Source organism: Vibrio antiquarius, assembly GCF_000024825.1.
GTDB lineage: Bacteria > Pseudomonadota > Gammaproteobacteria > Enterobacterales > Vibrionaceae > Vibrio > Vibrio diabolicus.
This window is the reverse complement of sequence record NC_013456.1, coordinates 1,192,308-1,207,004: the sequence shown is the minus strand read 5'-3', so window position 1 is coordinate 1,207,004 and position 14,697 is coordinate 1,192,308. Positions and strand designations below refer to the sequence as shown.

11 protein-coding genes are annotated in these 14,697 nt (G+C 45.6%); 8 read left to right on the top strand and 3 right to left on the bottom strand.

Annotated elements, in window-relative coordinates:
- The first annotated feature begins 171 nt into the window (after positions 1-171).
- Positions 172-1,995 carry a DUF3413 domain-containing protein gene (locus VEA_RS05725; protein WP_006742567.1) on the top strand — a complete coding sequence of 608 codons (1,824 nt, stop codon included), beginning with the start codon at positions 172-174 and terminating at the stop codon, positions 1,993-1,995.
- Between the two features lie 75 nt (positions 1,996-2,070).
- On the opposite strand, the gene VEA_RS05720 is transcribed toward VEA_RS05725, so the two are convergent.
- Positions 2,071-3,045 (bottom strand): TDT family transporter, encoded by a 975-nt coding sequence (locus VEA_RS05720; protein WP_006742568.1) that lies wholly within the window; start codon positions 3,043-3,045, stop codon positions 2,071-2,073.
- A gap of 109 nt (positions 3,046-3,154) precedes the next feature.
- On the opposite strand from VEA_RS05720, the gene VEA_RS05715 reads away from it, so the two are divergent.
- The 3 genes from VEA_RS05715 (at position 3,155) to dapD (ending at position 5,867) form a co-directional block, all read left to right on the top strand.
- Positions 3,155-4,081: a LysR substrate-binding domain-containing protein gene (locus VEA_RS05715; protein WP_006742569.1), complete on the top strand. Its 927-nt coding sequence runs from the start codon at positions 3,155-3,157 to the stop codon at positions 4,079-4,081.
- A gap of 128 nt (positions 4,082-4,209) precedes the next feature.
- Complete coding sequence (locus tag VEA_RS05710; RefSeq protein ID WP_041852896.1) at positions 4,210-4,506, top strand: YebG family protein; 297 nt, start codon at positions 4,210-4,212, stop codon at positions 4,504-4,506.
- Positions 4,507-4,835: 329 nt separating this feature from the next.
- On the top strand, positions 4,836-5,867 hold the full coding sequence (dapD, locus tag VEA_RS05705) for a 2,3,4,5-tetrahydropyridine-2,6-dicarboxylate N-succinyltransferase (RefSeq protein ID WP_012841475.1): 1,032 nt from the start codon (positions 4,836-4,838) through the stop codon (positions 5,865-5,867).
- A 70-nt stretch (positions 5,868-5,937) separates the two neighbouring features.
- On the opposite strand, the gene glpQ is transcribed toward dapD, so the two are convergent.
- Positions 5,938-6,993 (bottom strand): glycerophosphodiester phosphodiesterase, encoded by a 1,056-nt coding sequence (glpQ, locus tag VEA_RS05700; protein WP_012841474.1) that lies wholly within the window; start codon positions 6,991-6,993, stop codon positions 5,938-5,940.
- A 56-nt stretch (positions 6,994-7,049) separates the two neighbouring features.
- Entirely contained in the window at positions 7,050-8,414 is a 1,365-nt protein-coding gene (gene glpT, locus VEA_RS05695) for a glycerol-3-phosphate transporter (protein WP_006742417.1), read from the bottom strand.
- Positions 8,415-9,311: 897 nt separating this feature from the next.
- Between glpT and VEA_RS05690 the strand changes: the two genes are divergently transcribed.
- The 4 genes from VEA_RS05690 to glpD all read left to right on the top strand — a co-directional run bounded on the left by VEA_RS05690 (position 9,312) and on the right by glpD (position 14,430).
- Entirely contained in the window at positions 9,312-10,166 is an 855-nt protein-coding gene (locus VEA_RS05690; protein ID WP_006742416.1) for an MIP/aquaporin family protein, read from the top strand.
- 59 nt (positions 10,167-10,225) lie between these two features.
- Positions 10,226-11,743 (top strand): glycerol kinase GlpK, encoded by a 1,518-nt coding sequence (glpK, locus tag VEA_RS05685; RefSeq protein ID WP_006742415.1) that lies wholly within the window; start codon positions 10,226-10,228, stop codon positions 11,741-11,743.
- A gap of 159 nt (positions 11,744-11,902) precedes the next feature.
- Positions 11,903-12,694, top strand: a complete 792-nt coding sequence (locus VEA_RS05680) for a DeoR/GlpR family transcriptional regulator (protein ID WP_006742414.1) — start codon at positions 11,903-11,905, stop codon at positions 12,692-12,694.
- 176 nt (positions 12,695-12,870) lie between these two features.
- Positions 12,871-14,430, top strand: coding sequence for a glycerol-3-phosphate dehydrogenase (gene glpD / locus VEA_RS05675; protein WP_006742413.1), 1,560 nt, complete (start codon positions 12,871-12,873; stop codon positions 14,428-14,430).
- Positions 14,431-14,697 lie beyond the last annotated feature (267 nt).

Below are 14,697 nucleotides of genomic sequence, written 5' to 3'. Positions count from 1 at the left end.
AAAAAACAAAAGGTTATATATCACTCAAATAGAGTATGAATCTTCTGAATTTTCACATGTCAATCAAGTCTGACACTTCCATACAAAATGTGACATTCGTCGCAACTATTCCATAATAAAAAACACTGTTTTATACTCTCTCTACCCATAATTTATAAACAAACAAAAAGTATGTTTCGCAAACTGTCTTCCAACAGCGCTTGGCTGATTGCTTTTTTTGCTTGCTTTGCAGTGTACCTGTCGATCGCTTGTTATCCTTTTGTGTTGTCTAACAATCAGAATGAACCGCTAACCTTGTTGCAAGGTTACTATTTGGTTTCGACTCAATATGGCTGGCTGGGCTTGATCGCTCTTCCATTTATGTTGTTGAGTTTATTGCTCTCTTTTCTACCGACTCGAGCATTCAAAGGTATCGTGATCGCTATCGCGATCTGTCTATTGATCATGTTTAAAGTCGATATCCTCGTTTTTCAGCAATACAAACTTCACATCAACGCCCTATTAATCCGTATGTTTTTCGAAGGTGGCGGTGATGTCTTCGATATTTCTTGGATGAGTTGGCTAATCTTCATCAGTGAAGTTGCCGTTCTGGTGATCGGGCTCGCCTGTACCGTTTGGGTAAGTAATAAACTGGCACAAAGCCGAGCTAAGTTCGTTTTGATCAGCGTCTGGTTTGCTGTATTGCTCAGCACACAGATGATTCATGCGTACAAAAACGCGCTTTACGACGATGAAGTCAGTCAGTTTTCGAATAACTGGCCACTTTACTACCCGCTGACGGCTCGTAAATTTATTTACAAACACGACCTAGTGGATGAGAACATTGCATCGAAGAACCGCGTAGAGTTAACCAACATTGAACGGAGCTCACTCAACTACCCGCTTGCGCCGATTCAAGTGCAAAGCAAAGAGAAACAGCCCAATGTTTTGTTTATCTTGGTTGACGCGTGGCGCTACAGTGATGCGACGCCGGAAGTCATGCCAAATGTCAGCAAGTTCGCCGAAAAAACAGTGAATTTCACACAACATATGAGCGGCGGCAACTCAACTCAAGCGGGTATTTTCAGCCTGTTTTACAGCTTGCCCGCGACCTACTGGGAAAGCTTTTACGCAAGCCAACGCTCTCCTGTTTTTATGGATACGCTGCAAGCAGAAGGCTACCGCATGGGCATTTTTGGCTCGGCACCGCTCACCAGCCCGCCACTTTCTCGCACGGTATTCAAAAAAGTGTCGGACTTGACCTTGAAACAAAGTGGGGAAACGGCCGTCGAGCGCGATCAGCAGATCACAGACAAGTTCATCGAGTTCCAAAAGCAGGACAGCGACAAGCCGTACTTTGGTTTTCTGTTCTACGATGCCGCCCACGGCACGGTGTTTCCTGAACCTGAATTTGCGAAATTCAAACCATACTGGGAACGCGTTGACCACATTTTGCTCAACAACGATTTTGACGCTTCGCTTTACCACAATCGATACAAGAACTCGTTGTACTACATCGATAGCTTGATTGGTGATGTGCTGAAAAACGTCGACTTAGACAATACCATTGTGGTGATTTCATCTGATCATGGTGAAGAGTTTAATGACCATAAGATGAACTATTGGGGCCACACGGGTAACTACAGTGACGTACAAGTGCATGTGCCTCTTTACGTGTACATACCAAATCGTCAACCAGAGCAAATTGATTACCGCACGACCCATTTTGACGTCGTGCCAACCATGATGAATACGCTGTTTGACGTTCAAGGCACAACGAGTTCATACAGTGTTGGTCATAACTTGTTTGATAGTTCTGCCCCTCGCGATTGGTATATTGCTGGCAGCTACTACAACTATGCATTGGTCGGCAAAGAACTGATGCTTGTGGTCAATCCTGGCGGGCACTCTCAGCAACTGAATCGCCAGTTAAAAGTCGAGAAAGAACAGAAAGTTCCTGTCGATATCATTCGTCATTCTCTGGATGAGATGTCGCGATTTTACAAAAAAGGCTAGTGTCCAACATCGACGCCGATTGAAATAAAAAAGCCTCTTGGCAGTAAGACCAAGAGGCTTTTCCCTATCTGCTATTTAAGCGTGATGCACGCTCATCAAGCGTGGCTGAATCAATAAGTTGTTGATGTATTGTAAAGCCACATAAGAGACAACAAATGTTGCCACAATCAACTCAAGACCAGCTAAGCCTCGCACTTGTTGAACATAGTGCGCAGCCAATCCTTGCAACTCCATCCAATTCGCCATTTTAAACAGCGCCGTCGCACCGATCACCATCGGGAAAGTGAACGCCGCATAGCCTGGGCTAAATGGCAGTCTAAGCAATTTAAAGAATGCGAGGTAAATGATGGCTGTCATCAATACCGCGATACCAAATAGCATAGCGATGATCACTGGTGATGGTGTCGCAGTGACCGTTAAGTACCCTGCCAATGATAGACTTGCTGGCGCTGCCATGATTGCCATTGTTGGTTTCGCTGCATCCGGAATTTCATGGGTAAACATGAAACGGTAAATCATCATCGGCAACATGATCGCGTACGCCACCATCCCAAACATCAATGCACCTTGTGCTACTGGTGCTAACATCGGGTTTCCAGAGAAAGACACATCCGCAACGATGATACCCACTGGCGGTACAAACCAACTAGGAACCATGTGGTGCAATTCAAAATCTTTGGCGCGATGGTAAACAAAGCTCACCAAGAACACGATGTGCAGAACCACTGCAATCAGCCAAAGCACATCACCAGCCAATGGGTAAAAATGGCCGAGAGAGTTCGATACCACCATAGTGCCCATCGCAAATGTCGGAACCACGCTGCCCACAACCGGATGAGCCAGATCTTCTCTCAATAAATGGTTATGTAGCAAAAACTTGGTTGCCAATATAGCCAACAATACGCTCGCGATACCCGCACTAATCCACTGTCCGTAGCCATGTAATTCGGCGAAGTTTTCCCAGCTCCAGCCTAAGCTTGCAATACCAAGAGCCAAACCCGCCATCGGAGTTGGGGCTCCCATTACTTTCGCTTTTGTTCTTTGAATCATGATGACCTCAACCAGACTCACTCTTGATGGAGCGTATAATACGCTTGCACTTCGTTCCGATATATCTAATTATTTAAAACAAACGTTCAAAATTACTTAACGGTGGGGTATGGCAAGTCACATTTCTCTTAAACAACTGAAAGTGTTTACGACGATCACGCAGCACAAAACGCTCACAGCAGCTTCTGATAGTCTCTTTTTATCGAAAGCCGCAGTGAGCATGGCACTCTCAGAATTAGAAAAACAGATCGGCCATCACTTGTTTGATCGTGTTAATAACCGGCTGATTTTGAACCAAGAAGGTCAAAAACTGCTGCCACTGGCGGATGAGTTACTCAACCGAGCCAAAGACATCGAGAGCATTTTCGATGGTGACCAAGCGGTATCGGGCCAACTTCGCATTGGTGCCAGCGACACCATTGGTAACCAAGTCGCACCCTATTTGCTTAGCGAATTTCGTCAGCAAACGAACCATCGTTCTCAAAGTCTGTTCATTTCTAACTCTGCACAAATCTGCGACATGCTGACCGATTACGAGTTAGACATCGCCCTCATTGAAGGCAAAACACTTCACCCTGAATTGCAGTCTACCCAGTTTAGCGAAGATGAAATGTGCGTGATTTGCGCGCCCGATTACCCAGCCGCGCACGAAGGGCCAATAAACTTAACCGAGCTAGAAAACAGCGAATGGATATTGCGAGAGGCAGGATCTGGTTCACGCGAATTTTTTATGCGCGTTGTCGCGCCGCGCTTGGAACATTGGCATGAAGCTTTTCAGCTCAATACCACCGAAGCGTTGATCAACTCAGTATCGGCGGGGTTAGGCTTGGGCTGCTTGTCACGCTTGTCTGCTGAACCTGCTATTCGTGACGGTCGCGTGCAACTGCTCGACATGCCTTTGGATATGAAACGTCGCTTCTGGCTACTGGTTCACAAAGAGAAATACCAAAGCCCACTACTCAGAACGTTTATCGAATTTTGCCAAGATTGGGAACGACCAAATAACCTTTATCTAGAGAATACGCCCTCCAAGTAAAACGGAGATAGTTTAAATGCTGGTCAGTTAGTTGTACGTGTCTCTCATTCTTAGGCTTGTCGCTAGACTTAACTGGTCAAAAACTGTATAAAAAGCCAGTATCAATACACCAAGTTAGGGGACCAACCATGGCTGTAATCGTCAAGTACGTGGTAGAACGCAATGGAGAAGAGAAAATGACTTTTACCTCTAAAGCGGAAGCTGACGCATACGATAAAATGCTAGACATGGCAGACGAACTATTCACGCTGCTAGGTAAAAGTGAACTTCTAGAAGACGAAGGTAAGCAAGAAGATCTTGCGATGTACCTCGCTCAAAACAAAGAAGAAGTGCTTTACGCACTGGGTGCAAAACGCAAACCGGCACCAAAGAAAGCAAAAAAGCTTGAATCTGTAGAAGAAGACAAGCAAGAAGACGCTGCATAAGCCTCTCATTTGTTAAAGAAACGCCGCATCATGTGGCGTTTTTTATATCTGAAGGCACACATCATCATAGAAAGCTCGCCCTTTCTTTCGAGCACAGATACGACAAATCGCCTTCTTTCATTTCAACAAACACCTGCTAATTGACCACCTCACAACCACATTTCTCATCAGACAGACATATCTCCCAAAAGACAAAAGGTATCCATCTACAGACTTTATCTATTTCCCCTCTTTAAACTCCCTAGCACTCTCATTATGATGGCTGACAACTTAATTATTTCTTGTCAGTGAACAGACGAGACACAAGACTCAACACATGGAGATCAACTATGGCTTTCTTTTCTCTAGCCTTTGGTACAGCGACTAAAAACCGCGATGGTAAAATCATTGAAGCGTTTTTTCCAAACCCAGTTCTTAACCCAAATGAAGAGCTTGTTAACGCACTAGCAGCAGTAGCAGGTTACGAACAAGGCAACCAAGCTATCGAGATCTCTGCAGCACAAAGCGCAGAACTTGCGGCGGCTTTCGAAGCAAACGGCGATGCAGCAAACGCATCTTTCGCAACCAAAGCAGCAGAATCAGCACAGCCGCTTGTACTGGTTATTCTAGCTACGGATGAACAGCCACAATCTGTTGCTGAAGGCTTCCTAAAACTTCAACTTATCTCTAACCGTCTAGTTAAGCCACACGGCACAGTACTGGATGGCATCTTCGGTCTACTACACAACATCGCATGGACTAACGAAGGCCCAATCGACCTACCTGAGCTGGCTGAGCGTCAAATCGAAGCTCGCCTAGCTGGCCGTACGCTAAGCGTAGATTGCGTAGACAAGTTCCCTAAAATGGTGGACTACGTGGTTCCAACTGGCGTTCGTATCGCAGATACTTCTCGCGTACGTCTTGGTGCACACGTTGGCGAAGGCACAACGGTAATGCACGAAGGCTTCATCAACTTCAACGCGGGTACTACTGGCGTGAGCATGGTTGAAGGCCGTATTTCTGCGGGTGTGGTTGTTGGTAACGGTTCAGACATCGGTGGCGGTGCATCTATCATGGGTACACTATCTGGCGGCGGAAAAGTGGTGGTTTCCATCGGTGAAAACTCTCTACTAGGCGCAAACGCAGGTCTTGGCTTCCCAATGGGTGACCGTTGTACTATCGAATCAGGTCTATACGTAACTGCTGGTTCAAAAGTGCGCATGCTAGATTCTGCTGGCCAAGAAGTCGAAGTGGTGAAAGCACGCGATCTTGCCGGTGTTTCTGACCTACTGTTCCGTCGTAACTCTGTAACAGGTCAAATCGAGTGTCTTGCAAACAAGAGCGCAGTTGAACTGAACAGCGAATTGCATAAAAACAACTAATAAATAGTTAAGAAAAATCCCCCAGCAGGAAACTGTTGGGGGATTTTTTAGCTTACAGCAAAATGCGTGATTACTGATTTAAAAAGCTGACTGCTTTATCTGGGAAATCAGTAAACAAACCATCCACTTTCACTTGGTTGTAGTACACATCCATCATGCCTTCAAAACTGTCCGTGTACGCAGGAATACGTCCAGGATCGGCACGGAACGTGTATGGGTGAACTTGTAAACCAGCGTCTTTTGCAGCCTTCATCAACGGCTTAATGATGATGTTGTCTTTGGTTGACTTATCATCCACCAGCATCGGCTTCCAAGGTCCAATTCCTTCCGCGTAACTCGCTACTTTCTTCATGCCGTCGGCTTCGAACATCCAGTCATAACTGTATGGTGTTGCTGTATCGCCTTTGTACACCATAGTTTCGTTCCAATCGGTGTAAGCCATAAGCTGAACGAGCTTTAAGTCCATATCCATTGCAGGCATGAGTTCACTGTTGATGCGTTGAAGTTCATTCGCATCAAAACACTGAAGGTAGACTTTGTCGTCTTGAGAGCCGTAACCGTACTGCTTCAAGACTTTAAGTACTGCTTTAGAAATGTCCTTACCTTCATGACGATGGAACCAAGGCGCTTTAATTTCTGGGTAAATACCGATGTCGTAACCCAACGTCTTGTTAAGTCCTTGGATCAGCTCAATCTCTTCAGCAAACGTCGGCACGGTAAAATCCGATTTCCACATTGGGAATCGTGTCGGATAACCAGCGACCTTATTACCTTTGTCATCGATATTAAAGCCTTCAGTTACTCGCAGCGATTTGATTTCCGCCAGTGTGAAATCAATCGCGTAGTAGCGACCGTCTTTGCGTGCGCGATCAGGAAAACGCTCCGCAACATCCGTTACACGATCGAGATAATGGTCATGCAACACGACCAACTGGTCGTCTTTCGTCATTACCACATCTTGCTCTATGTAGTCAGGTTTCATTGCGTAAGCAAGCGCTTTGGCTTCTAGCGTGTGCTCAGGCAAGTAACCCGATGCGCCACGGTGTGCAATTACAAGCGGTTTCGCAATCGCACCAGCAGATAGGCTAAGTGCTAAAAAAGTAAGACATACTGACTTTGTTTTCATTGTTATTTCCTTGATAAAGCGAAGAGGCAGTATTCCACTGCCTCTTTAAATAAATATTACGCTAGCGCTTCCTTTTCGCGCTCTTTTTGCTCGTGGTGCGCACGCTCACCTAAGAAGGCGTACATCAAACACACAATAGAAGTAATACAAGAACCCACTAAGATGATAAAGCCACCATCCCAGCCAAAGTGGTCTACCGTGTAGCCCAGAATCGCGTTTGCGGCAACTGCCCCACCTAAGTACCCAAATAAACCAGTAAGACCAGCAGCAGTACCAGCGGCTTTCTTCGGAGCGAGTTCAAGTGCGTACAAGCCAATCAGCATAACCGGACCATAGATTAGGAAGCCAATTGCAATCAGCGCCATCATGTCCACCATTGGGTTACCAGCAGGGTTAAACCAGTAAACCATCACTGCAACGGTCACTAGCACCATAAATAAGATGCCAGCAGGTGCACGACGACCTTTGAACAATTTGTCTGAAATCCAACCACACAATAACGTGCCTGGAATGCCGGCCCATTCGTACAAGAAGTAAGCCCATGACGATTTATCTACCGAGAAATCCTTCGCTTCTTTTAGGTAAACAGGTGCCCAGTCCAGTACGCCGTAGCGAATTAGGTAAACAAATGCGTTTGCAATTGCAATCGACCAAAGCAGCTTGTTGTTGAATACATACTTAAAGAAGATTTCCTTGGCTGTCATTTCTTGTTCGTGCGACTTGTCATAGTCATCAGGATAATCGTCTTTATACTCTTCGATCGGTGGCAAACCACAAGATTGAGGCGTATCGCGAACCGTCATCCAAACAAACACAGCAACCAACGTGGCGAAAAATGCAGGAACATAAAATGCAGTGCGCCAATCATCGTTAAATGCCCACAGGCCAAGAATAAATAGTGGACCAATCAAACCGCCACCCACGTTGTGTGCCACGTTCCAAACCGAAACGATCTCACCACGCTCTTTACGTGACCACCAGTGCACCATGGTTCGTCCACATGCGGGCCACCCCATGCCTTGGAACCAACCGTTCAAAAAAAGCAAAATGAACATCGCAGTGACGCTGCCAGTCGCCCATGGCATAAAGCCAAAGCAAAACATCACTAATGCAGACATCAGTAGGCCGCCACTAAGGAAATAGCGAGGGTTGGAGCGGTCAGAAACGCTGCCCATTAGAAATTTAGAGAGACCATATGCAATGGAAACAGCTGCCAGCGCGACACCTAAGTCACCGCGGCTAAAGCCTTGCTCGATAAGATAAGGCATCGCCAAACTGAAGTTTTTACGAACCAAATAGTAACCGGCGTAACCAACAAATATACCGATAAAGAGTTGCCAACGGAGGCGAGAGTAGGTGCTATCGATACTGCCTGGGGACAGACGATCAATATGCGCCTTAGGTTTGAATATTCCAAACATAGGAACCTCATTATTTTGTATGCGATGGTAAAAAACACAAAAGGAGCGAACGAAACAAAAAAAATCTTCGTTCGAAAGTTCATGAATTGTATTGAGTTAGGATTTTATTTCTGTGACAAATGTTGCACATGAATTAAATATAAGTAAATACAGTAAATTAGAGCGCATTAATTAGACCATAGTTCAACTTTACTCATAATTAGTTAATATGAAACTGATGTTTCAACCTCTCATTTGAGCATTCTAATTCGAAACCAATGAAACAAAGGCTCGAATAAGAACACAAATTAACCGTAAAAAGGGTGTTTCACATCCATCCTTGTTACGCGAAACCACTAAATAACTAAAAAGATGAAAAATGTTCGCGCTTAGTATCAAACGAAATAACAAAACTAATGTTATCTGAACTCAAACCTAGACAGTGATTCACGAACACAAGACATAAACCGCGTTTATTTTCCTCTCCATTTTCATAATTAACACTAATTTGGATAACAAGTTCCTCTCGAGATATAAACATTGCAACGCATTTTCTGATATCACCGCTAGTCCTTGATGTACTTGACCTCGCCTTACCTCTTTAGGGTTAATTACTACGCAAAATCTGAGTAATAAATCTCCAAGCACGTAGCAGCTTCACAAAACTCCTCTTACCAGTTGTGCATTCTTTTTCACATCGGTAATTTGAGCGCTTCCAAAACACACTTCGTAGCAAAGAAGTTCTTTTCGTTGTTTTCTTTTTCGATTAAAAGATGCGCCATTTAACAAAAACGAAGACTTTGATTAACAATTTTATGCTCAAACGCTCATTTTTAACGCGCGTTTGTTTTCGCAAACGTTTATATGTGCACAATAGTATCGTGCTAGACAGGCAAAAATGATCAAAGGACTTTTAACATGACAACGAACAAACACCCCTCTCTGCTCGGAGAATGTTTGGCCGAGTTTATCGGTACAGGACTACTTATCTTCTTCGGCGTAGGCTGTGTCGCAGCCTTAGTTCTAACAGGCGCATCATTTGGACAATGGGAAATCAGTATTGTATGGGGCCTAGGTGTCGCCATCGCTATTTACTGTACTGCCGGCGTTTCAGGCGCGCACATCAACCCAGCGGTAACCATCGCACTCGCTATGTTCCATGGTTTTGATAAGGCGAAAGTGATGCCATACATCATCGCCCAAATGCTTGGCGCATTCTGCTCTGCTGCGTTGGTTTACAGCTTATACAGCAACCTTTTCACCGACTACGAAATCGCACATAACTTCGTCCGCAGTAGCCAAGATGCACTAGCAACCGCTGGTATCTTCTCAACCTATCCACATGCTTCCCTCTCTTTCTTTGGCGCTTTTGCTGTGGAATTCGTTATCACTGCCGTGCTGATGTTTGCGATTTTGGCTTTGGGCGATGAAAATAACGGCGCTGCACGAGGTGCAATGAACCCGCTGTTAATCGGTATTTTGATTGCCGTGATCGGTGGTTCTCTTGGTCCACTAACTGGCTTCGCGATGAACCCTGCGCGCGACTTTGGACCGAAACTGTTCGCTTACTTCGCAGGCTGGGATTACGCTCTGACAGGTGCTAAAGACATTCCTTACTTTATCGTGCCTTTACTTGCTCCGATTGCAGGTGCGTGCTTTGGTGGTTGGTTGTATCCAAAAGCGATTGCGGCTTACCTTCCACAACAAGGCCACGGCTGTACAATTCCAAACCAATGTGAGACGGAAGAAGAAACAGAAGAAGCTAGAGCTTAAAACTGACGCAACTCGAACATTTACTAAAATATAAATAACGAAACAAAAGGATTCTTACCATGACTGAGCAAAAATACATTGTTGCCCTAGACCAAGGTACGACAAGCTCTCGCGCAGTAATTCTTGATCATGACGCGAACATCGTAAGCGTCGCACAGCGCGAATTTACTCAGATTTATCCAGAGGCAGGTTGGGTAGAACATGACCCAATGGAAATCTGGGCAACACAAAGCTCTACGTTGGTAGAAGCTCTAGCTAAGTCTGGCATCCGTAGCGACCAATTGGCGGCTATCGGTATTACTAACCAGCGTGAAACTACCATCGTCTGGAATAAAGAAACAGGCAAACCCGTTTACAATGCGATCGTATGGCAATGTCGCCGTACTGCTGACATCTGTGAAGATTTAAAAGCGCGTGGTCTAGAAAACTACGTACGTGACAACACAGGTTTGGTGCTTGACCCTTACTTCTCAGGTACCAAAGTGAAATGGATTCTGGACAATGTTGAAGGCGCGCGCGAAGACGCAGAAGCAGGCAAGCTGTTGTTCGGTACCGTCGATACTTGGTTAGTTTGGAAGATGACTCAAGGCCGCGTTCACGTGACCGACTACACTAACGCATCGCGTACAATGCTATTTAACATCAACGATCTATGTTGGGATCAGAAAATGTTAGATGAGCTTGGTATCCCAGCATCTATGATGCCAGAAGTAAAACGTTCATCGGAAGTTTACGGTAAGACCAACATTGGTGGTAAAGGCGGTACTCGTATTCCTATTTCTGGTATTGCTGGTGACCAACAAGCTGCGCTTTACGGCCAAATGTGTGTTGAAGCGGGTCAGGCGAAAAACACTTACGGCACGGGTTGTTTCTTGCTAATGAATACGGGCCAAGAAAAAGTCACTTCGACGCACGGCCTACTGACAACTTTGGCTTGTGGTCCTAAAGGTGAGCCTGCTTATGCACTTGAGGGTGCCGTATTCATGGGTGGTGCTTCTATCCAATGGCTACGCGATGAATTAAAAATCCTAAACGGTGCAGAAGACTCTGAATACTTCGCAACCAAAGTGGATACCTCAAACGGCGTTTATGTCGTGCCTGCCTTTACTGGTTTAGGCGCACCATACTGGGATGCCTACGCACGTGGCACGATTGTCGGCCTTACTCGCGGCGTGAACTCAAACCACATTATCCGTGCGACTTTGGAAGGTATTGCTTACCAAACTCGTGACGTACTGGATGCGATGCAAGCCGACTCAGGTATTAAACTTGCGAATCTTCGCGTCGATGGCGGTGCGGTAGCGAACAACTTCCTAATGCAGTTCCAATCCGATGTATTGAATACAGAAGTACACCGCCCTCAAGTAACAGAGGTTACCGCTCTTGGTGCAGCCTACCTTGCAGGCCTTGCCGTGGGTTACTGGGATAGCATTGATGAGTTGCAGAATAAAGCGGTGCTTGATCGCACGTTTGAGCCGCACGATGATGAAGAAAAGCGCAATCGTCGTTACAAGGGTTGGAAACGCGCGGTGAAATGTGCGCAAACCTGGTCTGAGCTTCACGACGAAGAAGATTAATCTCACCTCCATACGAAAAAAGAGCGCCATTTGTGCGCTCTTTTTTGCGCTTTGCCCCTGATTCCTGAACTCGCTTACTTCTCACAACGCGCAAATTCGAGCACAATAGAGCTTCGAATTTGAAGCATTGGCCGTTACCAATGCACAAGGGAGTGGTAAGTGAAGCAAATACCTCGACACCAACAGATTGTTGAGTTGGTGAAAAAACAAGGCTATGTCAGCACGGATGAGTTGGTAGAAAGATTCAATGTCAGCCCACAAACCATCCGACGCGATCTTAATGAACTCGCCGACGACAACAAAATTCGTCGTTATCACGGTGGTGCAACCATCCCTCTCAGTTCTGAAAACACATCTTACAACACGCGTAAAGCGCTCAACTTCAATGAAAAAGATGTCATTGCAGACGAGGTGGTCAAGCACATTCCTGATGGCGCGACTCTATTTATTGATATCGGCACCACACCAGAAGCGGTTGCGCGAGCGCTCAATAAAAACCATAAACAGCTACGCGTGGTTACCAACAATATCAACGTGGCAACCATTCTCTTCCCCAACCCAGAGATCAAAGTCATCTTAGCTGGCGGTGAAGTTCGAAGTCGCGATGGCGGCATTGTTGGAGAAGCCACTCTCGACTTCGTTAAACAGTTCCGTCTCGACTTTGGCATTCTTGGCATCAGTGGTATCGACTTTGATGGTTCACTGCTGGATTTTGATTATCACGAAGTAAGAGTCAAACAAGCGATCATCGACAACAGCCGCAGTGTATTTCTTGCCGTCGACCACACCAAGTTCGGGCGCAATGCCATGGTGAAGCTAGGCAATATCGCTCAGCTCAACATGATCTTTACCAACAAGCAGCCACCAGAAGAAATCTTGTCGATTTTAAAAGAAGCTTCAATTCCACTTGAAGTCGTTGAAGCGAACGAGACAAACTTCGAAAACGAGTAGTTTCAATCATTAATTTGCCTCTCAAATGACCTCTGTCTTAATTAGGCAGAGGTTTTTTTGTGCCTAAATCACACAAAACGCTCACAAACGAAAATAATAGATGATCACAAACGAAACCTAAGCTAGGATTAGATCATGTTCTAAAATGCTCGTTCGCTCACCAAGAGGTCAAATTTATGAGTATACAAAAAAATGCTTCCACTACTAGCTCATCCACTACCTTAGACTTGATCGTAATTGGTGGCGGCATTAACGGGGCTGGTATTGCGGCAGACGCAGCTGGCCGCGGTTTGAGTGTTGGCTTATACGAAGCAAGTGACTTTGCGTCCGCTACTTCTTCGGCAAGTTCTAAACTGATCCACGGCGGTTTACGCTACCTTGAACACTACGAGTTTCGTTTGGTTTCGGAAGCGCTCGCAGAGCGTGAAGTTATTCTTCGCAAAGCGCCTCACGTTGCCCTACCAATGCGTTTCCGTTTGCCTCATCGCCCATTCCTACGTCCAGCTTGGATGATTCGCTGTGGTCTGTTCCTTTACGATAACTTGGGTAAACGTACGACTCTGCCAGGCAGCAAAACAGTCAACTTAGCGAAATCGGGCTTGCTAAAACCAGAAATGAAAACCGGTTTCGAATACTCTGACTGTTGGGTTGATGACGCGCGTTTAGTATTACTTAACGTTCTGGCTGCTCGTGAAAACCATGCAGAAGTACGTAACTACTGCCGCGTAGAAAAAGCACACCGTGAAGGTGGTATCTGGCATGTCACAATTCATGACGTGATGACAGACCAACGTTTCGAACGCAAAGCAAAAGCACTAGTAAACGCAGCTGGCCCTTGGGTAAAACAGTTCTTTGATGATGGATTAGAGCAAGCCTCTCCTCGTAACATTCGCTTAATCAAAGGCTCGCACATCGTTGTTCCTCGTATCCACAACGAACCGCAAGCCTACATTCTTCAAAACAAAGACAACCGCATCGTATTTATGATTCCTTACTTAGATAAGTTCTCAATCATTGGTACAACAGATGTGGAATACAAAGGTGACCCACGCGAAGTGGCAATCTCAGATGACGAAGTCGATTACCTCATCGACATCGTAAACCAACACTTTGTCCACCAGCTGACTCGCGAAGATGTGGTTTGGACATACAGCGGTGTTCGTCCTTTATGTGACGATGAATCTGACTCTCCGCAAGCGATCACACGAGACTACACGCTAGAACTCGATGCGGAATACGACCATGCACCTCTGCTTTCTGTCTTTGGTGGTAAGCTGACGACCTACCGTAAACTGGGTGAAGCGGCAATGAAAAAGCTGGCTCCTTTCCTACCAGAGATGGGAAGCGACTGGACGGCAAATCAAACCCTACCTGGTGGTAACTTCAGCTGTAGTCGTGAACAATTAGCTAAACAAATTCATGCTAAATACGCTTGGGCGCCAGAAGCATTGATTCTTCGTTACGTGACACAATTTGGTACCCAAACGTGGAACTTAATGGAAGGCACAGCAAGCGAAGCTGACCTTGGACACGCGTTCTCATCGCAAGCCGGCGGTGTTTACCAACGTGAGATCGACTACTTAATGAACCATGAAATGGCAATGACCGATGAAGACATTTTGTGGCGTCGTACCAAGCTTGGTCTGTACATGAACGACGAAGAAAAGCTGGCTTTATCGGACTATTTAAAAGAAAAGCTACAGCAGAAAGTGGTTAATCTTTCTCAAGTTGGCTAACTGCTCCTCCCCTCCCCACTAGAAAGCCTGCCTCGTTGCAGGCTTTTTTATTTTGCTGTTTTTACACCACACTTTGGCTTGCTTCGCTTGATTACAAATAAGAGCAACTATTCATAGACATTTAGCGTTAAATGCAATCATACTCATTTAAATAATTACCCCTGAATCACTTCATGGCGCTAGGTTCAGAACGTTATCACTGATGCACTTCCCGGAAAATAATGCAGTGGAAGAACAGGCTCTTTCCAAGTTATTTGGGGAAAGGCT